The organism is Micrococcus sp. GPGPB33 (genome assembly GCF_037853785.1).
In the GTDB taxonomy this organism is placed as follows: Bacteria; Actinomycetota; Actinomycetes; order Actinomycetales; family Micrococcaceae; genus Micrococcus; species Micrococcus luteus.
Genome location: NZ_JAQMWO010000002.1, coordinates 1,917,686 through 1,941,378, shown reverse-complemented (window position 1 = coordinate 1,941,378; position 23,693 = coordinate 1,917,686). Strand labels below are relative to the sequence as shown.

The following is a 23,693-nucleotide window of genomic DNA, read 5'->3' as shown; positions in this document are numbered from 1 at the left end:
CGGGGCTACGGTCGGGGCATGGCTCTCATCTACACCGCACGCCTGGACCCGGACAAGCCCGAATGGATCCGCCGCCGCCTCGTGGCGCACGGACTGCCCGAGGACGTGACCGCCGAGAAGGTCGGCTCGTACCGGTTCGACGATCCCACCGGCGAGATCGGCGTCGAGTCGATGCTCGTGCGCGTGGGGGACCGGCTCTACCAGACTGCGTTCGCCTACCGAGGCGACGCACCCGCCGAGGGGGACGTCGTGGCCGAGGTGGAGCACTCCGTCCTGGGACACCGCTGGGTCGTGGACGCCGCCACCGACCCGGACGCGCGCCGTATCCTCGCGGCCGCCGTGCGCGGCGAGATCCCGCAGGCCCGGCTCGAGATGCATGACGAGTCCGGGACCTACCTCGAGACGCGCGCCCCGGATCTCACCCTCCGCGTGATCGGCGCCGATGCGACGGGGGAGCTCGAGGTGCCGGTCGAGCTGTCGGAGACGGGCGAGGCGGACGTCGACGGCCCGCGGTGCCTCATCGCCGAGGGAGACGGTGTGCGGGCCGTCGTCGCGCGTCTTACCTGAGGGGCGGTCCGCGCGGTCAGAGGCCGCGCGGACCCCAGGACCGCAGCCGGCGATGGCTGGTGAGCGACATGTACAGCGCGATGCACCAGCCGAGGACGGTCCACCCGGTGAGCAGGTTCACCCAGAACACCGCCCACACGTTGGAACGGCCACGGACGGCGGCGACGGCCCATGGAGCCAGGTAGCCCGCCGTGGCGATGGCCAGGACGACGGCGATCGTCGCGTGCAGGGGGCGGTCGCGCTGGTCGGTCATGATCGTCATGGGTCCAGGCTACGCGCGAGACCCGCCGCGCGGGGCGCCCCTGTCCGCCCTTCTACCGTGCGCCGATAATGTACATTATGTCAACTAGCCCGTCCTTCGCCTCCCCTTCGGACGGTCGCCTGCACGGCACGCGCCACATCGGGACCTGGCCCAGGAGGTCGCGCCGGTCGACGCCGGCGCCGCGTACCGGCGATTCACTCCCCCGGGTCTGTGGACAGCCGGTCCAGCAACGGCAGGACGGCCGCCACCGCCGTCCGGCTCTCATGCCAGAGCCCGTGTCTCAACCGGGAATAGACGGCCTGCTGACTGATCCCGAGTTCGGCCGCCGCCTCTCGTTGACTGGCGCCGGCTTCGACCAGCCGTCCCGCCGCGTGCTGGTCAGCGGACCGGCGCCGTTCCACTGCGGCGACCAGCTGCAGGGTGGCCTCCGCACAGCGCAGATCAGCCTCTCGGCCGGACTCCGAGGCGCGGCCCGGGCGACCTCCGGCCGGCAGCACGAGTCGGCCCGGTGCCCGCCGGGCGCGCCGCCGCTCGGCTGGCGTCAGATACGACAACGCTGAGTCCTTGTCGGAGCCACCCTCGGGATCCAGCATCACCGCCCAGGACCCGGTCCGCACGGCCCACAACGCCAGGCCCACCGCAGCCGCCGCGTCGTCGAGGACGACGGCCAGCTCGCCGTCGTGCGGCGCCGCATCGTCGTCCACCGGGTCGGATTCGTCGCCGAGCCACATCGCCGCGGTCACAGCCGCGTCCGGGCGGGGATCGTCGCGCAGCGCGGTTGCCAGACGCCGCGCGTCCTCAGCCGTGGCGGTGGTCGGTCGGATGAGCGCCAGATGTACGGACACCATGCCCAGAGTCTATCTCTGACAAAGGCAATGTCTTGTCGTACGGCACGTTCGCCGAGCCGCCCCCGGCCGTACGATCCGCCTCGACTTCGCGGTGGGCCAGACTGGATGCATGACGTCCTCCCCCACCGCCCGTCGTGTCGTACCCGCCGAGCACCGTGCCCCGCGCGGCGCCCTGCCTGCGCTTGCCGTCGACCTCCTGCTCACCGTCCTCTTCGTGGCTCTGGGTCAGGGGCAGCACTCCACGGAGCGCGGCCCGCTGGGTCTGCTGGTCACGGCGGCGCCGTTCCTGGTGGGCCTCCTCCTCATGACCGGGGTGACCGCCGGACACCGGACGTGGGCCCGCGTGTGGCCCCACGGCGTGATCGTCTGGCTGGGGACCGTGGCGGTCGGGATGGTCCTGCGCGTGGCCTTCGGTCTCGGTGGTGCACCGGTGTCCTTCGTGCTCGTGGCACTCGGGGTGCTGGGCGTCCTGCTCCTGGGCCGCCGGGCCGTGACCGCCTGGCTGGTGCGCCGCACCCGGAGGTGAGGGCCCGGCGCGCAGCTAGGATCGTCGGGGACACCGGACCCACAGCATCGAGGAAATGAGGACCGCCCGTGGTCACCGCCATCGTCTTGATCAAGACCGACAAATCCAGCATCCCGGAGACCGCCGAGACCCTCGCCGCGCTCGAGGGGGTCGGGTCGGTCTACTCCGTGACCGGCGCATGGGACCTGGTGGCGATGGTCAAGGTGCGCCGCTACGAGGACCTCGCCGACGTGATCGCCGACCACCTCTCCAAGGTCGACGGGATCCAGGACACCGAGACCATGCTGGCCTTCCGGACCTACTCGTCCGAGGACCTCGGCGAGGGATGGGCGCTCGGCTTCGACTCCTGAGCGTCTTCTCGACGACGGACCCCACCTCGCCGGGGAGGGCCCGTCGTCGCACCATCAGGACCGGGAGAAGGCGACCCAGCGGTCCAGGACGTCACGCGCGGCGCCGGAGTCGATCGACTCGGCGGCCCGCGTCATGTTGGCCGCCAGTCGCTCCATCAGCGGCGCGTCCGCGTCGCGGTCCCAGGCCGTCAGGCCCGCGGCCGCGTTGAGGAGGACGGCGTCGCGGATCGGACCCTTCTCCCCCGCCAGCAGAGCGCGGACGAGGGTCGCGTTGTAGGCGCCGTCCCGCCCGGCCAGGGCCTGAACGGGGGCCAGGTCGATGCCCAGCTCCCGGGGATCGAGCTCGTGGGTGCGCACACCGTCCCGGACCTCCAGGACGGTCGACGGTCCCGACGTCGTGATCTTGTCCCGGCCGTCCGCCCCGCGGAAGACGAAGCCGCGCACCCCCCGGTCCGCGAGCACCTGCGCCAGCAGCGGGACCATGGCCTCACTCGAGCAGCCCAGGGCCTGGGCGGTGACCTGGGCCGGATTGCTCAGGGGGCCGAGGAAGTTGAACACGGTGGGCACGCCGAGCTGCTTGCGCACCGGGGCCACATACTTCATGGACGGGTGGTAGTTCTGGGCGAACAGGAACGTGATGCCCACCGCCTCGGCGCACTCCTCGGCCTTCCGGGCCGGCATGGACAAGTCCACGCCGAGGGCCTCGATCACGTCGGCCGCGCCGGCGGTGGACGAGGCGCCGCGATTCCCGTGCTTGACGATCCGCGCGCCCGCACCGGCGGCCACGAGCGAGGACATCGTGGAGAGGTTCACGGTCCCCAGGCGATCGCCGCCCGTGCCCACGACGTCGAGGGTCTCCCCCGGCACGTGCACCGGGTTCGCCGCCTGCACCATCGCCTCGGTCAGGCCGCGCAGCTCCGGCACCGTCACCCCCTTGGCGGCCAGGGCGAGGAGGAATCCACCCACCTGCCCCTCGGTGGCATCGCCGGCCATCATCTCCCCCATGGCCCACGCGGCGACGTCGTCGCTGAGGTCCTCACCGACGGTGAGGGCGCGGAAGACCTCCGGCCAGGAGGTCCCCAGGACTGTTGCGGTGTTCTCGGGGGTGCTCACGCACTGAGCCTAGCGGCCCGGCCACACCCGGCACCGCGTCGTGTCATGCGCCGCGCACCGCGAACCTGAACATCCCCTGGACGCCAGCCCCCGACTGTCACTGAAACCCCCCGACGGTGCTGACGACCTGTCCTGCGACACGGTAGGTTCGATTTACCGCCCGGGCGGTGTTTGGGGCCATAATGGCTGGGTGACCACAGCTAACCCCACTCTCCATCAGCCCACCACGGGGCTCCCGAGCCGGCCGAACATGGTGCAGGTCGGGACCATGGTGTGGCTTGCCAGCGAGCTCATGTTCTTCGGTGGGCTCTTCGCCATGTACTTCACCCTGCGCTCCACGTCTCCGGAGCTCTGGGCCGAGCACACCGCGATCCTCAACGTCCCGCTCGCCGCGGTGAACACGACGATCCTGGTGCTCTCCTCCGTCACCGCCCAGTTCGGCGTCCTCGCCGCCGAGCGCCTTCAGCCCCGCCGCACCGGCGGCTTCCTGCAGTTCGGGAAGTGGGGCATGGTCGAGTGGTTCATCCTGACCTTCATCATGGGCTCGATCTTCGTGGCGGTGCAGTCCTACGAGTACGCGGTTCTCGTCTCCGAGGGTGTGACCGTCGCGGCGAACGCGTACGGCTCGGCGTTCTACATCACCACCGGCTTCCACGCCATCCACGTGACCGGCGGCCTGATCGCGTTCCTCTTCATCATCGGCCGCGCCTACATGGCCCGCCGCTTCGGCCACCACGAGGCGACGTCGGCGATCGTCGTGTCCTACTACTGGCACTTCGTGGACGTCGTCTGGATCGCCCTGTTCTTCATCGTCTACTTCCTGAAGTAAGACGACCCCCACTCCCCGCACCGACTTCAGGCCCGGGCCGGCAGCATGTGCGGCCCGCCCGGGAAGAGAACGATAGGAAACCCCCGTGAAGGCACTTTCGCAGAACCGACGCCATCCCCTGATGGGGCTGGCGCTCCTCCTGCTGGGACTCCTGGTGACCGGCGGACTGTACTCCGTCGCGAGCACCGTGAACCAGGCGCAGGCGGCCACGCAGGTCACCGCGGCCGCCTCGGCTGATGACATCTCCGAGGGCGAGAAGCTCTTCAACGCGAACTGCGCCTCGTGCCACGGCACGGGTGCCGCGGGGGGTCCCTCCGGCCCGTCCCTGATCGGTGTCGGCGCCGCCTCCGTCGACTTCCAGGTGGGCACCGGCCGCATGCCGATGCAGATGAACGGCCCGCAGGCCCAGGTCAAGCCGAACCAGTTCAACGACGAGCAGACGGCCCAGCTCGCCGCCTACGTCGCCTCGCTGGGTGCCGGCCCCGCCGTCCCCGAGGACGAGTACCTGGATGTGAACCACGAGGATGTGGACATCACCCGCGGCGGCGACCTGTTCCGCATCAACTGCGCCATGTGCCACAACGCGGCCGCGGCCGGCGGTGCGCTCACCCGCGGCAAGTACGCCCCCTCTCTGCAGGGCGTGGAGGAGAAGCACATCTACGAGGCCATGGAGACCGGCCCGCAGAACATGCCGGTGTTCTCCGACTCGAACATCAAGCCCGAGGACAAGCGCGACATCATCGCCTACCTCAAGACCATCGAGAACCAGGGCTCCCCCGGCGGCCTCGCCCTCGGCTCGCTCGGCCCCGTCTCCGAGGGCCTGTTCATCTGGACCGCTGGCCTGGCGCTGATCATCGGCTTCATGGTCTGGCTCACCAGCCGGTCCTCCTGATCCCGTCGGCGCAGGCGCGCCGACCACCCGTCATCGACATTCATCACTCGAGTAAAGGAAACAGGACATATGGGCGAGAAAGGCTTTGAAGGGACCGAGCACCGCTCGGGTTCCCTCGAGCACGCCGGCGAGGACGCGCCCCGGTACGCGATCGACAACCCGGGCCTGCCTCCGCACCGTCCGCGTCTGGCCGATGAGGATCGGAAGGCTGCGAAGCGCGCCGAGCGTCAGGTCTCGGTCATGTTCCTCATCTCCATCGTGGGCACGGTGCTCTTCTTCATCGGCTACTTCGGTGTGGGGCAGATCGGCAACGGTGAGGCGTTCAGCAAGATCTACCTGCAGAACCTGCTGCTCGGCCTGGGCACCGCCCTCGCCATGTTCGGCATCGGCATCGGCGTGGTGCACTGGGCCAAGACCCTGATGCCGGACCACGAGACCGTGGAGGACCGTCACGAGATCCGCTCGGAGGACGACCGCGTGGCCGCCACCGGGATGATCTCCGAGATCCTGGACGAGTCGCAGATCAAGCGCCGCCCCCTGCTGCGCAACACCCTGATCGGTGCCGCCCTGCTGGCCCCCCTGCCGTTCATCGCCGTGTTCCGCGATCTGGACGACTCGGACAACTTCTCGGATGAGGAGATCCACAACTTCGGTCCGGAGCGTCTGCGTCACACCATGTGGGCCGAGGGCGTGCGCCTCGTGCGCGACCCCACCGGCTCCCCCATCAAGGCCTCGGACGTCACGCTCGGCTCCGCCGTGCACGTCATCCCCGACGGCCTGAACGACCTGGGCCCTGACAAGCTCAACCAGAAGGCCAAGGCCGTCGTCCTGCTCATGCGCCTCGACCCGGCCAAGGTGAAGATCACCCCGGGTCGCGAGGACTGGAACGTGGACGGGATCTTCGCCTACTCCAAGGTCTGCACGCACGTGGGCTGCCCGATCGCCCTGTACGAGCAGCACACCCACCACCTGCTCTGCCCCTGCCACCAGTCGACCTTCGACCTGACGCAGGAGTGCAAGGTCATCTTCGGCCCGGCCAGCCACGCGCTGCCGCAGCTGCCGATCACCGTGGACGACGAGGGCTACCTCGTGGCCCAGAGCGATTTCCATGAGCCCGTCGGGCCTGTCTACTGGGAGCGTGGCTGACACCTATGAGCACCACCGTGAATGAGTTCCAGCCGGCGACCACGACCGGCCGCATCGCCAACTTCGTCGACACTCGCATGGGCATGTCGCCGATCGTGAAGTTCTTCGGCCGCAAGATCTTCCCGGACCACTGGACGTTCATGTTCGGCGAGGTCGCCCTGTACAGCTTCGTCATCCTGCTGCTGTCCGGCGCGTTCCTCACCCTCTTCTTCGACCCCTCCATGTCGGAGGTCGTCTACGACGGGGCCTACGCCCCGCTGCGCGGCATCGAGATGTCCGCGGCCTACGCCTCGACCCTGGACATCTCGTTCGACGTGCGCGGCGGCCTGTTCATGCGCCAGCTGCACCACTGGGCGGCGCTGATGTTCGTGGCGGCCATGTCCGTCCACATGCTGCGCGTGTTCTTCACCGGCGCGTTCCGTCGCCCGCGTGAGCTGAACTGGCTGGTCGGCTGCTTCCTGCTGATGGCCGGCTGGGCCGCCGGCTTCACCGGCTACTCCCTGCCCGACGAGGTGCTCTCCGGCAACGGCCTGCGCATCATCGACGGCATCCTGAAGTCGCTGCCGCTGGTGGGCACGTACCTCTCCGCCTTCTTCTTCGGCGGCGAGTTCCCCGGCCACTCGGTCATCGGCCGCCTGTACGCCCTGCACATCATGATCGTGCCGGCCGCCATCCTGCTGCTGATCGGCATCCACCTGTTCATGGTCGTCGTGCACAAGCACACCCAGTACCCGGGCCCGGGCCGCACCGAGGACAACGTGGTCGGCTACCCGGTCGGCCCCGTGTACGCGGCCAAGGCCGGCGGCTTCTTCTTCATCGTGTTCGGTGTGCTCGCGCTCATCGCCTCCACGGTGACGATCAACGCCAACTGGAACTACGGCCCGTACGATCCGTCCCCGGTGCAGGCCGGCACCCAGCCCGACTGGTACATCGGCGTGTTCGACGGCGCCCTGCGCCTCATGCCGGGCATGATCGGCGACTACTCCTTCCTCTGGAACATCCCGATGCCGTGGGGCTCCTCGGTGTCCCTGCCCATGGGCGTGCTCGTGCCGCTGATCCCGGTCGGCGCCCTGCTCGTCGGCATGTGCACCTGGCCCTGGATCGAGCGGTGGATCACCAAGGACAACACTGAGCACCACCTGCTCGACCGTCCGCGCAACGCCCCGGCCCGCACGGGCATCGGCGTGGCCGCCGTCGTCTGGTACTGCGTCATGTGGGCGGCCGCGTCCTCGGACCTCATCGCCACCCACTTCCACCTCTCCCTGAACGACGTGCTGTACGTGCTGCGCGCGCTGTTCTTCCTCGGCCCGGTGATCGCCTTCATCGTGACCCGCCGCATCTGCCTGTCCCTGCAGCGCAAGGACCGTGAGCTGGTGCTCCACGGCCACGAGGCCGGCGTCATCGAGATGTCCCCCGAGGGCGGCTTCCACGAGCGTCACCGCCAGCTCACCGACTACGAGCTGTACCGCCTGGTGTCCTTCGAGGACCGCCGCCCGGTGCCGGCCATGCCCGGCCGCAACGGCAAGGTGGGCGCGCTGGAGAAGGCCCGTGCCGGCCTGAACCGCATGTTCTACCAGGATCGCGTCGCCCCGGTCTCCCGCGAGGAGCTGGTGGAGGCCCGCACCCACGGCCAGCACGGCCACGAGGAGCACCCCGTCGAGCTCGAGCACGGCTCGCACGCCCCTCACCTGGATCGCTGATCCCGAGCGGCTGATTCCCTGACGAAGGGCCCCACGCACCATGGTGCGTGGGGCCCTTCGACGTTCCCAGGGTGACCTCGAGGACGCGCTGCCCTGAGCAGCCCCGACGCCGCGGCGCGCATCGGCCCGCATGGACGGCGAAGGGTTCAGGCCCGCCGGTCCCGGGCCACCCCCGTGGGCCTGCCCAGCGTTTCCCGCCAGCCTGGGACGTGCCCGGCCCCTGCTGACGGCCACGTGCCCGGTTCCGGACTCCCAGGTGCCGCGGGCCCGTGCCCGACGGTGTGTCCTGGCGGCGGGGGCTGTCCCGGCAGGGTGGCCATCCGCCACCCCTGGGCCCCGAGATGGACGACGGCCCGGATGCAGGCCACGGCGTCACGGTCAACATGGTGGGCACCGGTGCAGAGCCAAGCCGTACTCCGCTGCACCGATGCACCGATGGTGATGATGAGGCCCATCGCCGCAACCACCGGCCAGCCCTTTCTTCCTGACCGAGGAGCTGTCGACAGTGCGTGGCAGGTGCCCGTGCGGACGCGGCCACGGGCTCTCCGGAGGCCGGGCCGGCCCCGCCCCCTCGGACGGTGCAGAGGGGGCGGAGGGGGCCTCGTCCGGCGCCCACCGAAAGTGTCACCCTCACCTCGCCACGTGGACCGTCACAAGCGACGGCCCTGCTGGCCTGCACCCCGTGCGACTCCCCTGCCCGGTCTCTACGTGACGAGGCTGTAAGCGGCCATGAAAAGCTGCCCATAGGTGGCCAGGGAATGACCCGCTGACGGCCATGAGGACTGCCCAGTGATGGCCACGGGAACTGCCCGGTGCTGGCCATCTGGTTTGCCCGCGTTGCTCGTTGCCCGCCGCGTCGTGAGCCGGCGGGGGCCTCCTCCCCGGGTTGGATATCGGTGTCGAATCGAATCCAGCGAGGAAGAGGCCCTGAATGAAGGATGCCGCAGAAACCATGAAAATACTCAGTGCCTATGACCTGACCAAGTCATTGCGGGGCGCCGCCGAGCTGGCCGGTTGCTCCCATCACACCGTGGCCCGGCTGGTGCGGGCCCGCGACGCCGGCCAGACCCCTGGATCCGGAGCCAGCCGCCCGAAGGTCACCGATGTCTGGCTGCCCAAGATCGAGGAATGGGTCGAGGCCTCCACGGGCAGGATCCGCGCCGATGTCGTGCACGCCAAGCTCACCGCAATGGGCTACACCGGCTCTGAGCGCTCCACCCGGCGGGCGGTGGCCGAGGTGAAGGCCGCCTGGCGGGCCGGGAAGCGCCGGGTGCACCGGCCCTGGATCACCGAGCCGGGCGCATGGCTGCAGTACGACTTCGGCGATGGGCCGGCGATCGACGGGGCCAAGACGGTGCTGTTCGTGGCCTGGCTGGCCTGGTCCCGCTACCGGATCGTCATCGCCCTGCGTGATAGGACGGCTCCGAGTGTGTTCGCCGCCCTGGACCGGTGCTTCCGGCTGATCGGGGGCGCGCCGACCTATGTGCTGACGGATAACGAGAAGACAGTGACGGTCTCTCATGTGGCCGGGGTGCCGGTGCGTAACCAGGCCACCGTGGCGTTCGCTCGGCATTACGGCGTGGAGGTGCTGACCTGCCAGCCAGCGGATCCGGCCGCCAAGGGCGGGGTGGAGAACGCGGTGAAGCTGGCCAAGGCCGACCTGGTCCCGAAGGACACCAACCTGCGGGACCAGTACGCCTCGTTCGCTGAGCTCGAGGCCGCCTGCGCGGGGTTCATGGCCATGGTGAACTCCCGGGAGCACCGGGTGACCCGGCGCCGCCCGGACCACATGCTCGCCGAGGAGACCAGCGCGTTGCATCGGATCCCCGCCACGGCGCACACCGTGGCCTACGGGGTGGGACGGAAGGTGCCGGAGAACACGCCGATGGTCTCCTTCGAAAACGCCCAGTACTCGGTGCCCGCGCACCTGCTCGGGGCCGAGGTGTTCGTGCGCCATCACGGCACCGGACCGGACTCGATGGTGGTGATCATGCACGCCGGTGCGCAGGGGCCGGTGGAGGTCGCCCGGCACCGGGTGGCCCGGCCCGGGTCCCCGGCCATCGACGACGCGCACTTCCCCGGCCACGAGACGGACAAGGTGCCCGGGGACTACACCCCGGTGCCCCGTTCGGCGGCGGAGGCCGAGTTCCTGGCCATCGGGGCCGGAGCGAGGACCTGGCTGGTGGAGGCCGCCGCGGCCGGCACCAGCCGGATCGGTCAGAAGATGGCCGAGGCCGTCACCCTGGCCAAGCTCGCCGGCACCGACCAGGTCGACCGCGCCCTCGGGGTGGCCGCGGTGCACCAGCGCTTCGCCCACGGCGACCTGGCCTCCCTGCTCACCGCCGCCGGCCACCGCACCGGGATGCACACCGCCACCGAGGAACGGTCCCTGACCCAGGGCACCGCCGGCTGGGCCGGCCTCGGTACCTCCAACACCGAGGGGGCAGCCCGGTGAGCATCCACACCCCGAACACCGCCGCACCGGCGCTGCCGGCCGATTTGGAGGCGCTGTTGCGGCAGCTGAAGATGCCCCACGCCCGCGGTATCGCCGCCGAGGTACTGGCCACCGCCCGGGCCCAACGCTGGGAGCCGGCCGAGGTCCTCAAGGCCCTGCTGGTCGAGGAGACCACCGGTCGGGCCCGATCCATGCTCGCCGCCCGGCGCAAGGCCGCCGGGTTCCCCACCGGCAAGACCTTCACGACCTGGGATCCGGGCGCCTCCTCGATCCCGGCCCCGACCCAGCAGTCCCTGCGCACCCTGGAATGGCTCTCGCGCAGAGAGAACCTCGTGGTCTGCGGGCCCTCCGGCACCGGCAAGACCTTCTTCCTCGAGGCCCTGGGCCAGCAGGCCGTGGAGGAGGGCAAGCGGGTGGCCTGGTTCACCCTGGAGGACCTCGGGGCGATGATCCGGGCCCACCGGCCCGATGACACCATCACCAAAGCCGTCGCCCGAATCCTGCGCGCCGACCTGATCGTCATCGACGACATCGGCCTGCTGCCGGTCGCCGACGATGCCGCCGAGGGCCTCTACCGCATCGTGGACGCCGCCTACGAGAAACGCTCCGTAGCGATCAGCTCGAACCTGCACCCGGCCGGCTTCGACGAGCTGATGCCCAAGACCCTGGCCACCGCCACCGTGGACCGGCTCCTGCACCACGCCCACGTGTGCCAGACCACCGGAGACTCCGTACGGATGACCCAGGCAATGGCCGGGAAGGGAGTCATGCCACTGAACTGATCCCATCACGGTGGCCAGCACCACCACCCAAACGGGCAAACCAGCTGGCCACCAGTGGGCAGTTCTGATGGCCACCAGCGGGAAGAAACACTGGCCGCCTATGGGCAGAACTCAATGGCCCTTGACACGAGGCTCGTTCCGGCCGCTGAGAGCGGCGTAGGAGTCGCGGGCACGGGCATCAACGGGACGCGCGACGGGACGGCCCATTCAAGTGCCGCCGCGGCACGCAGACGTCGTCATGGGCAGCGCGGTGAGGCGCTCCTGGCGCGCCGCTGACTCTGCGCGGCGGTCGATGCCCGGGCCTACGCAGACCACGAGACAGCGGGACGGGCCACCAGGCGAACCCTTCACCCGGGCACCACGCCTGGCCCCCGAGCGGCGAGTAGGCCGGTCGCCGTGACCGGCCCCGCGGCGCAGGAGCTGGCTGCCCGCGACGGCGCCGTGTCGCTCCGCAGCACACGCGGCATGAAAACGCCGCAGGCCGGACCCCAAGGGGATCCGGCCTGCGGCGTGGGAACGACGGCCGGGTCAGTGGGCGTACTTGCCCCGAGAGAACTCGTAGACCCACCCGAAGGTGAAGTAGGCGGCGGCGACGATGCCGATGATGAAGACCCACCAGCCGACGGCCAGGCCGGTCACGATGATCGCGCAGCCCAGGCCGAGGCCCAGGGGCCACCAGCTCCAGGGAGCGAAGGTGCCGTAGGTGCCGGCGTACTCGACGATCTGACCGTCCTCGTCATCTGCAGGGCCGACGCCGTATTTGTGCTCGGCGGCCCGCAGGTACCAGGCGATCATCCAGGACATCGCGCCCAGGGCGTAGAGGGCCGGGATGCCAGCCCACTCAGTCCACTCGTTCCAGAAGCCGTAGAGGGTTCCGGCGCCCACGAAGAAGAGGCCGATCACCCAGAAGATGTTCGCTGCGACCTTCACCGGGCCACCTTCTCTCCGAAGGCCTTAGTGGTGTGCTGAGGCGAGTGCGGGTAGAGCTCCGGGTGGTGCAGGTCCAGCGCCGGACGCTCCGAGCGGATGCGCGGCAGCGAGTGGAAGTTGTGCCGCGGGGGCGGGCACGAGGTGGCCCACTCGAGCGAGCCGCCGAAGCCCCACGGGTCATCCACGGTGACCTTCTTGCCGTAGCGCGCGGTGATGTACACGTTCCAGAAGAACGGGATCAGCGACGCGCCGAGGACGAAGGAGAAGACCGAGGAGAACGCGTTCATCGCGTGGAAGCTGTCCTCCACCATGTAGTCCGCGTAACGACGGGGCATGCCGATGACGCCGAGCCAGTGCTGGATCAGGAACGTGCCGTGGAAGCCCACGAACAGCATCCAGAACTGGATCTTGCCGAGACGCTCGTTCAGCATCTTGCCGGTGAACTTCGGCCACCAGAAGAAGAAGCCGGCGAACATCGCGAACACCACGGTGCCGAAGACGACGTAGTGGAAGTGCGCCACGACGAAGTACGTGTCGGAGACCTGGAAGTCCAGCGGCGGCGACGCCAGGATGATGCCGGTGAGGCCACCGAAGAGGAAGGTGACCATGAAGCCGAGCGTCCACAGCATCGGGGTCTCGAAGGTGATCGAACCGCGCCACATGGTGCCGATCCAGTTCACGAACTTCACGCCGGTCGGGACCGCGATGAGCATGGTCATCACGGAGAAGAACGGCAGGAGCACGGCGCCGGTCACGTACATGTGGTGCGCCCACACCGTCACGGAGAGCGCGGCGATCGCCGTCGTCGCGAACACGATGGACTTGTAGCCGAAGATCGGCTTGCGGGAGAACACCGGGATGATCTCCGACACGACGCCGAAGAACGGCAGGGCGATGATGTACACCTCGGGGTGGCCGAAGAACCAGAAGAGGTGCTGCCACAGGATGGCGCCGCCGTTCTCCGGGTTGAAGATGTGGCCGCCGAAGCGACGGTCCAGGCCCAGCGCGAAGAGCGCGGAGGCCAGCGGCGGGAACGCCATCATGATCAGGATGCCGGTGATGAGCGTGTTCCAGGTGAAGATCGGCATGCGCCACATCGTCATGCCCGGAGCACGCATCGTCAGGATCGTGGTGATGAAGTTGACGCCGCCCATGATCGTGCCGAAGCCCTGGAGGACCAGACCGAACACCCAGAGGTCACCGCCGACGCCCGGCGAGTACGTGGTGTTGGAGAGCGGGGCGTAGGCGAACCAGCCGAACGAGGCCGCACCCTGCGGGGTGAGGAAGCCGGCGGTCGCGATGAGCGAGCCGAACAGGAAGAACCAGAACGCCAAGGCGTTCAGACGCGGGAAGGACACGTCCGGAGCACCTATCTGCAGCGGCACCAGCACGTTGGCGAAGCCCACGAAGAGAGGGGTCGCGAACATGAGCAGCATGAGCGTGCCGTGCATGGTGAACAGCTGGTTGTACTGCTCCTTCGTCTGCAGGATCTGCATGCCGGGCTCGAAGAGCTCCGCGCGGATCATGAGGGCCATGACGCCGCCGATGCAGAAGAAGATGAAGGACGTGATCAGGTACATGTACCCGAGCACCTTGTGGTCGGTCGTCGTCAGCCAGCTGACGACGATCTTGCCCAGCGAACGGGGCACCACACGAGGCTGCGCCTGTGAGCGCACCTCATCCGTTGCGTACTCGTAAGTGGTCATCAGTGGCTACCTCCACCGCGGGGGGTCTGGAGATCGCGCTCCATCGTCCCGGCGCCGTCAGGGTTGTTGTTGGGATTGCGGCTGTACTCGTCGCCCACCTGACCCGGCTCCATCTCCTCGAGGCGCTGGACGAACTCCGCCTCGTCGACGACCTCCACGTTGAAGAGCATCTCGGAGTGGGACTCGCCGCACAGCTCGGCGCACTTGCCGTCGTAGCTGCCCAGCTCCTGGGGGGTCAGGTACAGGTGGTTGGTCTTGCCGGGCACCATGTCACGCTTCTGGAGGAACTGCGGGATCCAGAAGGAGTGGGCCACGTCACGGGACTTCAGCTCGAAGTGCACCGGCACGTCATTCGGCAGGTACAGGACCGGAAGGGTGTCACGCACGCCCTCGGTGCCGTCCAGCTGGGCCTGGATTCCGGAGTAGTAGGCCTCGATGACCTCGCCGTTCTCCTGCTCGTAGGAGTAGTTGAAGTCCCAGGACCACTGCTTGCCGTACACGGTGACGGTCAGCGGCGAGTCGTCCACGGGGCGGTCGACCTCGGTCTGGACGCGGTTGGTGAAGCCCCAGAGGGTGAAGACCATCAGGATCGGGATGGCCGTGAACATGGTCTCGAGCGGCACGTTGTAGGCCGTCTGCTTCGGGAAGCCCTGGTCGTTCTTGCGACGGCGGTAGGCCACCATGCACCAGATCATGGCGCCCCAGGCCAGCAGGCCGACGGCCATGGCCGCGATCCAGGAGTTCACCCACAGGTCGGTGAGCTGGGCGTTGTGGTTGGTGGTCTCCCGGGTGCCGGGGTACCAGCCGCGCTGGACCTCTGCCGAACAGCCGGTCAGCACCAGGAGCGCCGTGGTGCCCACGGCACCGGCGGTCCAGCGGCGGCGAGTCCGACGTCCGGCGTCATTCTGTGCTCTCACAGACGGCCTTCCTCTTCATCTCGTGTGCGAGGGGCGTCCCCGCTCCCCCGACGATTCGGCGACTTCTCGCAGCGTCCTCGCAGGGAGCACGGGCATGCCCTGATGATTCAGAGCCAGTCTAAGCCGAAACACGCGGATTCACCGCACCGTGACACGGGCGCCTCGTGTCTGGGAGTCGGGTCCGAGCATCCTGGGCACGGTGCCCGGGCACGACGACGGCGGGCCGGCCGAGGCCGACCCGCCGGTTCGCGGTCCGAGGCGCTCCGGGCGCCCGCAGATCAGTGGAAGGAGTCGCCGCAGGCGCACGAGCCGCCCGCGTTGGGGTTGTCGATCGTGAAGCCCTGCTTCGAGATGGTGTCCTCGAAGTCGATGGTCGCGCCCATGAGGTAGGGCACGCTCATCTTGTCGACGATGACCTCCACCCCGTCATAGTCACGGACGGTGTCGCCGTCGAGGACGCGCTCGTCGAAGTAGAGCTGGTAGATCAGGCCCGAGCAGCCGCCCGGCTGCACAGCAACGCGCAGCCGCAGGTCCGTGCGGCCCTCCTGCTCGAGCAGCGAGCGCACCTTGCCGGCCGCCACGTCGGTCAGCTCGACCTCGTGCGGGGGCAGGCCCTCGGCGTCCTGGGTCGCGCCGATCTCGACGCCGGTCTCCTCTGCGGACAGAGCCATCGTGACCTCCTCAGATCATGGGGCGCGGACGGGGCCGTCACGCGCATGTGGTCTCCCGGGCAACACTAGCCGCCCACGGAGCATTCCCGGCCCGCCGCACCGACGGGCCGGGCGGCGCTCACGCGGAGAGCCGCGCGAGCCAGAGCGCCTCGGCCACGACGGCCCGCTTGAAGTCGTCGATGTGCAGCGACTCGTTGGCCGAGTGCGCCCGCGTGTCCGGGTCCTCCACGCCCGTGATGAGGAGGGTGGCCTCCGGGAAGACCTCGGCGAGGTCCGCGGTGAACGGGATGGAGCCGCCCATGCCGATCGCCCGGGGCTCGACGCCCCAGGCGTCCTCCAGGGCGGCCATCATCGCGGCCGCGGCGGGGGCCGAGGTGTCCGTCGTGAACGGTTGGCCGAACTCCCCCGCGGTGACCGTGATCTCCGCGCCGAGCACCGCCGCGGACTGCGCCTCCAGGTGGGTGCGCAGCGCCTCGAAGGCCTCCGCGGGGTCCATGCCGGGGCCCAGGCGCAGCGAGAACTTCGCGCGCGCCGCGGGCTGGATCGTGTTCGAGGACTCCGCGACCGAGGGCGCGTCGATCCCGATGATGCTCAACGCGGGAGCGTTCCACAGCCGGTCCGCGACCGGGCCGCGGCCGGCCAGGGTCACCCCGTCCAGCACGCCCGCGTCCGCGCGGAAGACGTCCTCGGGGTAGTCCAGGCCCGCGGTCTGCCGCGGCTCGAGGCCGGGCACGGCGACCGCGCCGTCCGCGTCGTGGAGCGTGGCGATCAGCCGCGAGAGCAGGACGACGGCGTCCAGGACCGGCCCGCCGAACATGCCGGAGTGCACGGCGTGGTCGAGCACCCGGACGGTCACCGTGCCGTCCACCAGCCCACGCAGGGAGGTGGTCAGCGCGGGCTCCCCCACGGCCCAGTTGGACGAGTCCGCGACCACGATCGCGTCGGCGTCGAGGCGCGCCCGGTGCTTCTCCAGGAAGGTGCGGAAGGTGGGCGAGCCGGCCTCCTCCTCGCCCTCGATGAAGACGCGGACGCCGACGCCGGCGTCGGGCAGGACGTCCCGCAGGGCGGCGAGGGCGGCGAGGTGGACCATGATGCCGGCCTTGTCGTCGGCGGCGCCGCGGCCGTACAGCCGCCCGCCGCGCTCGGTGGCCACGAGCGGCGGGGTGTCCCAGAGGTCCTCGTCCCCGAGCGGCTGCACGTCATGATGGGCATACAACAAGACGGTGGGCTTGTCGGAGGCGCCGGGCTTCTCGCCGATCACCGCCGGCCCGCCGGGCCGGTCGTCGTCGCGGGTCTCGGTCACGATCTCAACATCCTGCAGGCCCGCCTCGCGCAGCAGGCCCGCGACAGCCTCGGCGGACCGCTTGAGCTGGGCGCGGTCCGCGGAGTCCCAGGCGATGCCCGGGATCGCCACGAGGTCGGTGAGGGTCTGGAGGGTCGTCGGGAAACGGGCCTCGACGGCCTCACGGACGGCGGAGACGAGGGCCGCGTCCTGCGGCGCACGGGAGGTGATGTCAGTCATGACGGCCAGCGTAGACGGCGGCCGGGCCGAGGGCCGCGCCTCCGGGCGGGCCGGATGCGCCCCACCACTAGACTGGACGGGTGTTCAAGCGAGACAAGACCCCCGAGACCGCGCCCGCCCCCTCGACTCACGGCTCCTCGGCCGCTCCCGCCGAGGGCGCCGCCGTGGCCGAGGCCGGGCCGCGCGACCGCTCGCAGGGCAAGAAGGGCCCGACTCCGCGGCGCCGTGACCAGGAGGCCGCGCGCCGTCGCACCCTGGTCCCCGAAGATCGCAAGGCGGCTCGCAAGGCCGAGCGTCAGGCGATGGCCCAGGAGCGGATGCGCCAGCGCGCCGCGCTGGAGACCGGGGACGAACGCGGTCTCCCGGCACGCGACAAGGGACCGCAGAAGCGCTGGGTCCGTGACTACGTAGACGCGCGCACCGGCATCGGCGAGTGGCTCATGCCCGTCGTCTTCGCCTACGTCCTGCTCATGTTCATCCCCGGCCGCGAGGCGCAGCTGATCCTGATGATCAGCCTGTACGCCCTCGTGGCCCTCGTGCTCATCGAGAGCTTCCTGGTCAGCCGGCACATCAAGAAGGGCCTCACGGAGCGCTTCGGCACGCCGGAGTCCGGGACCGGCTTCTACGGCATCATGCGGGCCCTGCAGTTCCGCCGCCTGCGTCTGCCCAAGCCCCAGGTCAAGCGGGGCGAGTACCCCGCCTGACACGACACCGCGCGACGGCCCGGACCCCGGTGGGTCCGGGCCGTCGCGTCCCCGGCGAGCAGACCGTCAGCCCCGCAGGGACCGGGCCAGCCCGGCGGTGATCCGGCCGGCCCAGAACGGGCCCTCGTAGAGGAACGCGGTGTAGCCCTGGACGAGGTCCGCGCTCGCGTCGAGCCGGGCCTGGACGTCGTCGGCGTCCGTCACCCCGCCCACGCTGACGACGGCGGTGCCCGTCGGCAGCGCCGCCCGCAGGACCTCCAGCACCCGCATCGACCGCTCCTGGAGCGGGGCGCCGGACAGGCCGCCCGCGCCCAGGGCGTCCACGTCGGCACGCGGGGTGCGCAGACCCTCCCGGGAGACGGTCGTGTTGGTCGCGATGACGCCGTCCAGCCCGAGGCGCTCGGCGAGCGCCCCGACGGCGCGCACGTCGTCGTCCGCCAGGTCCGGGGCGATCTTCACGGTCAGCGGCACGCGACGGTCCGGGACCGCACGGTCGGCCTCCTCGCGCACCGCCGTAAGGATCGGCTCCAGCGCGTCGATCTCCTGCAGCTGGCGCAGCCCCGGCGTGTTCGGCGAGGACACGTTGACCGTCAGGTAGTCGGCGTGGGGCGCGAGCAGGCGGGTCGAGGCCCGGTAGTCGTCCGCCGCGTCCTCGAGGGGGACCACCTTGGTCTTGCCGATGTTCACGCCCAGGACCGGCCGGGCCGGGCCGAAGCGGCGCTCCAGTGTCTGCCGGGTCCGCGCCAGGCGGGGGCGACGGCCGCCGCGCCGTCGTTGTTGAAGCCCATGCGGTTGACCAGCGCCCGGTCGTCCACGAGACGGAACAGTCGGGGCTGCGGGTTGCCGGGCTGCGGCTGCGCCGTGACCGTGCCGACCTCGATGTGGCCGAACCCGAGGTCGGCCAGGGCGGCGGTCCCCCGGCCGTCCTTGTCGAACCCCGCGGCCAGGCCGAAGGGCGTCGGGAACCGCAGGCCCATGACCGTGCGCGCGAGCATCGGGTCCGGGCGGAAGGCGGCGCGCAGGGCGGCGGACGCCCCGGTGCGCTCGGCCAGCCGGATCGCGTCGAAGCCCCGCTGATGCGCCTGCTCCGCGTCCATGCCGCCGAACACGGCACGGAAGAAGGGCGGGTACAGGCGAGGCGCGCGGGAGGTCAGAAGGCCGTCGACGGCGGACTTGGGATCAGGCAGCTGCATGTCCCCATCCTCGCACGGGCCTCCCGCACGCCCGGGGTCCTCCTAGAGTGGCCTGATGGCCCGTGACCCGATCCAGCCGCCGCCCCCGGACCCCTCAGCCCCGCACGGCGCACCCGCCGGCGGAGCGACGGAGAAGGACAACCGCCCGTTCCTCGACGATCCGCCGGGCCTGGGCTGGGTCCCGGACGGGCTGCCGGGCTTCGAACGATGCACGCTCGGCCTCGACACCGATGAACAAGGACAGAACCTTGTCACAGTGGTGCGTCCGCGCACCGACGCCGCCCGTGACCCGGCCCGGCGACCCATCCTCTCGGTGCACGGCTGGAGCGACTACTTCTACAACGCCCCGCTCGCCCGCGCGTTCGAGGCCGCCGGTTACGCCTTCCACGCCGTCGACCTCCGCCACTACGGCCGCTCGCTGCGCACGGGACAGACGCCCGGCTGGACGGACGACCTGGCCCGCTACGACGCGGACCTCGAGGCCGCGTTCGAGACCATCGCCCAGGACCACCCGCTGCCGCCCATCCTCATGGGACACTCCACCGGCGGGCTGATCGCCGCGCTGTGGGCGGACCGGAATCCCGGCCGCCTCGCCGCGCTCGTGCTCAACAGCCCGTGGCTGGAGATGCAGGGCAGCGCGGGGGTGCGCCTGCTGGCGAAGTCCATCGTGGGGCCCGTCTCCGCCATGAAGCCCTACGCCATGCTCACGCTGCCGCGCATCGACCACTACTGGCGCACCCTCTCGGACCAGGGCGAGGGCGAATGGGACCTGCACCCGCTCTGGCGCCCCCCGTACGCGTTCGAGGTGCCGGCCGCCTGGCTGAGCGCGGTCCTCTCGGGGCACCGGGCCGTGGCCGGGCGGCTCGACGTCTCCGTGCCGATCCTCGTGCTCGTCTCCGCGCGCGGGCATCGGGGCACGTCCTACGACGAGGCGATGCTGACCTCGGACATCGTCCTGGACCCCGACGCCATGGCCCGACGCTCCCTGCGGCTCGGCGACCGGGTGACCGTCCACCGGCTCCCCGACGCGCTGCACGACGTGTTCGCCTCCGCCGCGTCGGTGCGCGAGGCGGCCGGCGCCGCGACGCTCACGTGGCTGGGCGCCTACGCGCCGCCGTCGGCGTCCGAGGCCGAGTCCGGCGCCCCGGACGACGGCGCCGGCTGAGGGGTGTCCACGGCGCCGCCGTAGCGGCGGTCCCGTCGGGCGTAGGTCTCGACGGCGGCCCACAGGGTCCGCCGGTCGACGTCCGGCCACAGCACGTCCAGGAACAGCAGCTCCGCGTAGGCGGACTGCCACAGCAGATAGTTGGACAGGCGCTGCTCCCCCGAGGTCCGCAGGAACAGGTCCACGTCCGGGACGACGTCGACGTCCTGACCCGTGCGGAAACCGCGATCGAGGTAGCGGGTGATGACGTCCTCGCTGATCTCCCCCGGCCGCATCCGGCCGGCCCGGACCTCCTCGGCGATGGCCTGGACGCCGTCCAGGATCTCGGCGCGGCTGCCGTAGTTCACGCACATGTGCAGGGTGGTCCCGGTGTTGTGGCGGGTGAGCTCCTCGGCCTCCTGCAGCTCCCGGATCACGGGGGTCCACAGGCGGGGGCCCGCCCGTTCCACCGGATCCGCACGTTCCACGAGTGCAGGGTGTCCCGCTGCCGGCGCAGCACGTCCCGGGAGAAGCCCATGAGGAAGCGCACCTCCTCCGCCGAGCGCCGCCAGTTCTCGGTGGAGAACGCATACGCGGACACGTGGCCGATCCCCAGCTCCACCGCCCCGGCGACGACGTCCAGCAGCGCCGCCTCGCCGGCCCGATGGCCCTCGGTGCGGGGCAGGCCGCGCTGGTTGGCCCACCGTCCGTTGCCGTCCATCACGATCGCCACGTGCCGGGGCACGAAACGCGGGTCGATCCGCGGGGCGACCGCACCCGAGGGGTGCGGCGGTGGGGGCTGCGGGGCTCGGTCGGCGCTCATGGTCTCCTCTCGACGCGCGGGGCGGGGAGGCCGAGGTCCTGGTCCAGGACGGACAGGGACACCAGGCGCCGCTCGGCGTGGAACTGCAGGTACGCCGCCACGATACCGGCCGCCTCGCGGCGGGCGGGGGCCCCGGAGGCGTCCGCGGTGGCCCAGTCCCCCGCCGCGAGGGCCGAGAGCAGGTCGAAGGTCTCCGGGGCCGGGTGCGCGGCACCGGGCGGCCTGCACTCGGGGCAGACGGCCCCGCCGAGGCCCACGTGCAGTGCCGTGTGCGGGCCGGGGGCGCCGCAGCGGGCACACCGGTCGAAGGTCGGGGCCCAGCCGGCCTGGGCGAGCGCGCGCAGCAGGAACGAGTGCAGGATCAGGCGCGGGTCGTGCGCGCCGCGGGCCAGCGCGGCCAGCGCGCCGTGGAACAGGCGGTACTGGGCGCGCCGGCCGTCGTCGTCGACCGCGGGGACCCGCTCGACGGCCTCGGCGAGGGCGCCGGCGACGGTGTAGGCGTCGTAGTCGGCGGCCAGCATCGTCGCGTACGGGTGCAGCAGCTGCGCCTGGCTCACGGTGTGCAGCTCCCCCCGGCCGCGTGCGAGCTGGAGCGTGGAGTGCATGAACGGCTCCACCACCGAGCCCAGCCGGGAGGAGGTCTTGCGCACCCCCTTGGCCACGGCCCGGACCAGGCCGTGCTCGGGGGTGAGCGCCTCGATGATGCGATCGGCCTCCCCCAGACGGTGGGTGCGCAGCACGATGGCCTCGGTGCGGGACGAGTTCGCCGCGTAGCCGCCGTGCCGCGCACCCCGCCGGGAGGAGCCGGAGCCGCTCACGCGCGCAGGGCGCGGTTCACCGCGGACACCACGGCCTTCAGCGAGGCGGTGGTGGTGTTGTGGTCCAGGCCGACGCCCCAGAGGACACGGTCGCCCACGGCCGCCTCCACGTAGGCGGCGGCCATGGCCGCGCCGCCCTCGGACAGCGCGTGCTCGGAGTAGTCGAGCACGCGGACGTCCACGCCCTCCTCGCCGAGGATGCGCAGGAACGCGTCGATCGGGCCGTTGCCCTGCGCCGTGCGGGTCTGCGTGACGCCGTCGACCTCGAGCTCGGCCTCCATCCGGAACGCGCCGTCCTCGCCGGAGGCCGAGGAGACCGAGCGGAGCCGGTAGCGGCCCCACTGCGCCTCCGCCGCGTCGGCGGGCAGGTACTCGTCCTGGAACACACGCCACAGGTCGGCGCCGGAGACCTCGCCGCCCTGGGCGTCGGCCAGATCCTGGATGACGTGGGAGAACTCGATCTGCGCGCGGCGCGGCAGGTCCAGGTTGTGCTCGGACTTGAGCAGGTAGGCGACGCCGCCCTTGCCGGACTGCGAGTTCACGCGGATGACGGCTTCGTACGAGCGGCCGATGTCCTTCGGGTCGATGGGCAGGTACGGCACGGCCCACGGGATGCCGTCCACGTCCGTGCCGGCCGCCTTCGCGTCGACCTCCATCGCCTCGAAGCCCTTCTTGATGGCGTCCTGGTGGGAGCCGGAGAAGGCCGTGAAGACGAGGTCGCCGCCCCAGGGCGAGCGCTCGGGCACGGCCAGCTGGTTGCAGTACTCGACCGTGCGCTTGATGTGGTCCATGTCGGAGAAGTCGATCATGGGGTCGACGCCCTGCGAGTACAGGTTCATGCCCAGCGTCACCAGGTCGACGTTGCCGGTGCGCTCGCCGTTGCCGAACAGGCACCCCTCGATGCGGTCCGCCCCGGCGAGGTAGCCCAGCTCGGCGGCGGCCACGCCCGTGCCGCGGTCGTTGTGCGGGTGCAGGGAGAGGATGAGCGAGTCGCGGTGCTCCAGGTTGCGGTGCATCCACTCGATCGAGTCGGCGTACACGTTCGGGGTCGACATCTCCACCGTCGCCGGCAGGTTCAGGATCATCTTGCGGTCGGTGGAGGCCTCCAGGACCGTGGCCACCTCGTCCGAGATGCGCCGGGCGAACTCGAGCTCGGTGCCCGTGTAGGACTCGGGCGAGTACTCGTAGGTGATCTGCGTGCCCTTGAGCTGCTCCTCGAACTTCTTCACCAGGCGCGCGCCGGAGGTCGCGATGTCCACGATCCCGTCCTCGTCCTGCCGGAACACCACGCGGCGCTGCAGCACCGACGTCGAGTTGTACAGGTGCACGATGGCCCGGTCGGCCCCCTCGAGCGCCTCGAAGGTGCGCTCGATCAGGTGCTCACGGGACTGGGTGAGGACCTGGATGGTGACGTCGTCCGGGATGTGGTCGCCCTCGATGAGCTGGCGGACGAAGTCGTAGTCGGTCTGCGAGGCGGACGGGAAGCCGACCTCGATCTCCTTGAAGCCCATGCCGACGAGCAGCTGGAACATGCGCAGCTTGCGCTCGGGGCCCATGGGGTCGATCAGGGCCTGGTTGCCGTCGCGCAGGTCCACGGCGCACCACAGCGGCGCCTTCTCGATGACCTTGTCCGGCCAGGTGCGGTCCGGCAGGGCGACCTCGATCTGGTCCTGGAACGGGACGTACTTGTGGAACTTCATCCCCGACGACTTCTGCAGGTGGGCGCTCATGCGTGTTCTCCCTCGACGTGCGCGCGGCGGGCGCGCGAAAGGTGGATGGTCGGTGGCCGGACCGG

General features: G+C 70.6%; 21 protein-coding genes and 2 pseudogenes. 11 read left to right on the top strand and 12 right to left on the bottom strand.

Annotated elements, in window-relative coordinates; genetic code table 11:
- Nucleotides 1-18: 18 nt before the first annotated feature.
- A complete protein-coding gene (locus tag POD19_RS09235; protein WP_049147365.1) occupies nt 19-567 on the top strand; it encodes a maltokinase N-terminal cap-like domain-containing protein in 549 nt (182 codons plus the stop codon).
- A 16-nt stretch (nt 568-583) separates the two neighbouring features.
- Here the strand turns inward: POD19_RS09235 and POD19_RS09230 are convergent, their stop codons facing one another.
- A complete protein-coding gene (locus POD19_RS09230) occupies nt 584-829 on the bottom strand; it encodes a superinfection immunity protein (RefSeq protein ID WP_002854519.1) in 246 nt (81 codons plus the stop codon).
- Nucleotides 830-1,023: 194 nt separating this feature from the next.
- Nucleotides 1,024-1,677 carry a hypothetical protein gene (locus POD19_RS09225; RefSeq protein WP_144818828.1) on the bottom strand — a complete coding sequence of 218 codons (654 nt, stop codon included), beginning with the start codon at nt 1,675-1,677 and terminating at the stop codon, nt 1,024-1,026.
- Between the two features lie 109 nt (nt 1,678-1,786).
- On the opposite strand from POD19_RS09225, the gene POD19_RS09220 reads away from it, so the two are divergent.
- Together POD19_RS09220 and POD19_RS09215 are read left to right on the top strand one after the other, a co-directional pair.
- Nucleotides 1,787-2,203: a DUF3054 domain-containing protein gene (locus tag POD19_RS09220; protein ID WP_095353358.1), complete on the top strand. Its 417-nt coding sequence runs from the start codon at nt 1,787-1,789 to the stop codon at nt 2,201-2,203.
- 68 nt (nt 2,204-2,271) lie between these two features.
- Nucleotides 2,272-2,553 carry an Lrp/AsnC family transcriptional regulator gene (locus tag POD19_RS09215; RefSeq protein ID WP_002854527.1) on the top strand — a complete coding sequence of 94 codons (282 nt, stop codon included), beginning with the start codon at nt 2,272-2,274 and terminating at the stop codon, nt 2,551-2,553.
- 54 nt (nt 2,554-2,607) lie between these two features.
- On the opposite strand, the gene trpD is transcribed toward POD19_RS09215, so the two are convergent.
- Nucleotides 2,608-3,666: an anthranilate phosphoribosyltransferase gene (gene trpD, locus POD19_RS09210; protein WP_144818826.1), complete on the bottom strand. Its 1,059-nt coding sequence runs from the start codon at nt 3,664-3,666 to the stop codon at nt 2,608-2,610.
- 190 nt (nt 3,667-3,856) lie between these two features.
- Here trpD and ctaE point away from each other — a divergent pair, with 190 nt between their 5' ends.
- From ctaE to istB, 6 genes are all read left to right on the top strand, one after another.
- Nucleotides 3,857-4,495: an aa3-type cytochrome oxidase subunit III gene (ctaE, locus tag POD19_RS09205; protein ID WP_428842618.1), complete on the top strand. Its 639-nt coding sequence runs from the start codon at nt 3,857-3,859 to the stop codon at nt 4,493-4,495.
- Between the two features lie 85 nt (nt 4,496-4,580).
- Nucleotides 4,581-5,387 carry a cytochrome bc1 complex diheme cytochrome c subunit gene (gene qcrC / locus POD19_RS09200; protein ID WP_036315101.1) on the top strand — a complete coding sequence of 269 codons (807 nt, stop codon included), beginning with the start codon at nt 4,581-4,583 and terminating at the stop codon, nt 5,385-5,387.
- Nucleotides 5,388-5,456: 69 nt separating this feature from the next.
- On the top strand, nt 5,457-6,533 hold the full coding sequence (gene qcrA, locus POD19_RS09195) for a cytochrome bc1 complex Rieske iron-sulfur subunit (protein ID WP_020625609.1): 1,077 nt from the start codon (nt 5,457-5,459) through the stop codon (nt 6,531-6,533).
- 5 nt (nt 6,534-6,538) lie between these two features.
- The gene (gene qcrB, locus POD19_RS09190; protein ID WP_095353356.1) at nt 6,539-8,233 is read left to right on the top strand and encodes a cytochrome bc1 complex cytochrome b subunit; all 1,695 of its coding nucleotides are present in this window, start codon (nt 6,539-6,541) and stop codon (nt 8,231-8,233) included.
- A 931-nt stretch (nt 8,234-9,164) separates the two neighbouring features.
- Nucleotides 9,165-10,688 (top strand): IS21-like element ISMlu14 family transposase, encoded by a 1,524-nt coding sequence (locus POD19_RS09185; RefSeq protein WP_031943827.1) that lies wholly within the window; start codon nt 9,165-9,167, stop codon nt 10,686-10,688.
- Nucleotides 10,685-11,470 carry an IS21-like element helper ATPase IstB gene (gene istB, locus POD19_RS09180; RefSeq protein WP_010078636.1) on the top strand — a complete coding sequence of 262 codons (786 nt, stop codon included), beginning with the start codon at nt 10,685-10,687 and terminating at the stop codon, nt 11,468-11,470. The genes POD19_RS09185 and istB overlap by 4 nt, the downstream gene beginning before the upstream one ends.
- A gap of 528 nt (nt 11,471-11,998) precedes the next feature.
- On the opposite strand, the gene POD19_RS09175 is transcribed toward istB, so the two are convergent.
- The 5 genes from POD19_RS09175 to POD19_RS09155 all read right to left on the bottom strand — a co-directional run bounded on the left by POD19_RS09175 (nt 11,999) and on the right by POD19_RS09155 (nt 17,216).
- The gene (locus POD19_RS09175; protein ID WP_070708785.1) at nt 11,999-12,400 is read right to left on the bottom strand and encodes a cytochrome c oxidase subunit 4; all 402 of its coding nucleotides are present in this window, start codon (nt 12,398-12,400) and stop codon (nt 11,999-12,001) included.
- On the bottom strand, nt 12,397-14,106 hold the full coding sequence (gene ctaD / locus POD19_RS09170; RefSeq protein ID WP_070708784.1) for an aa3-type cytochrome oxidase subunit I: 1,710 nt from the start codon (nt 14,104-14,106) through the stop codon (nt 12,397-12,399). The genes POD19_RS09175 and ctaD overlap by 4 nt, the downstream gene beginning before the upstream one ends.
- On the bottom strand, nt 14,106-15,023 hold the full coding sequence (gene ctaC / locus POD19_RS09165; RefSeq protein WP_445299761.1) for an aa3-type cytochrome oxidase subunit II: 918 nt from the start codon (nt 15,021-15,023) through the stop codon (nt 14,106-14,108). Before ctaC ends, ctaD begins: the two co-directional genes overlap by 1 nt.
- 278 nt (nt 15,024-15,301) lie before the next feature.
- Entirely contained in the window at nt 15,302-15,694 is a 393-nt protein-coding gene (gene erpA, locus POD19_RS09160; RefSeq protein ID WP_002854644.1) for an iron-sulfur cluster insertion protein ErpA, read from the bottom strand.
- 118 nt (nt 15,695-15,812) lie between these two features.
- Nucleotides 15,813-17,216, bottom strand: a complete 1,404-nt coding sequence (locus tag POD19_RS09155) for a dipeptidase (protein WP_144818824.1) — start codon at nt 17,214-17,216, stop codon at nt 15,813-15,815.
- A gap of 80 nt (nt 17,217-17,296) precedes the next feature.
- Between POD19_RS09155 and POD19_RS09150 the strand changes: the two genes are divergently transcribed.
- Nucleotides 17,297-17,920: a DUF3043 domain-containing protein gene (locus POD19_RS09150; protein ID WP_136939989.1), complete on the top strand. Its 624-nt coding sequence runs from the start codon at nt 17,297-17,299 to the stop codon at nt 17,918-17,920.
- A 66-nt stretch (nt 17,921-17,986) separates the two neighbouring features.
- Here POD19_RS09150 and POD19_RS09145 read toward each other — a convergent pair.
- A pseudogene (locus POD19_RS09145) lies at nt 17,987-19,113 on the bottom strand (quinone-dependent dihydroorotate dehydrogenase).
- 55 nt (nt 19,114-19,168) lie between these two features.
- On the opposite strand from POD19_RS09145, the gene POD19_RS09140 reads away from it, so the two are divergent.
- Entirely contained in the window at nt 19,169-20,278 is a 1,110-nt protein-coding gene (locus tag POD19_RS09140) for an alpha/beta hydrolase (protein WP_144818822.1), read from the top strand.
- Here the strand turns inward: POD19_RS09140 and POD19_RS09135 are convergent.
- The 3 genes and pseudogenes from POD19_RS09135 to leuA form a co-directional block, all read right to left on the bottom strand.
- Nucleotides 20,218-21,080: pseudogene (locus POD19_RS09135) on the bottom strand (isoprenyl transferase). The gene POD19_RS09140 and the pseudogene POD19_RS09135 overlap by 61 nt on opposite strands.
- On the bottom strand, nt 21,077-21,898 hold the full coding sequence (gene recO, locus POD19_RS09130; protein ID WP_136939986.1) for a DNA repair protein RecO: 822 nt from the start codon (nt 21,896-21,898) through the stop codon (nt 21,077-21,079). Before recO ends, POD19_RS09135 begins: the two are co-directional and overlap by 4 nt.
- A complete protein-coding gene (gene leuA / locus POD19_RS09125; protein ID WP_049147695.1) occupies nt 21,895-23,628 on the bottom strand; it encodes a 2-isopropylmalate synthase in 1,734 nt (577 codons plus the stop codon). The genes recO and leuA overlap by 4 nt, the downstream gene beginning before the upstream one ends.
- Nucleotides 23,629-23,693 lie beyond the last annotated feature (65 nt).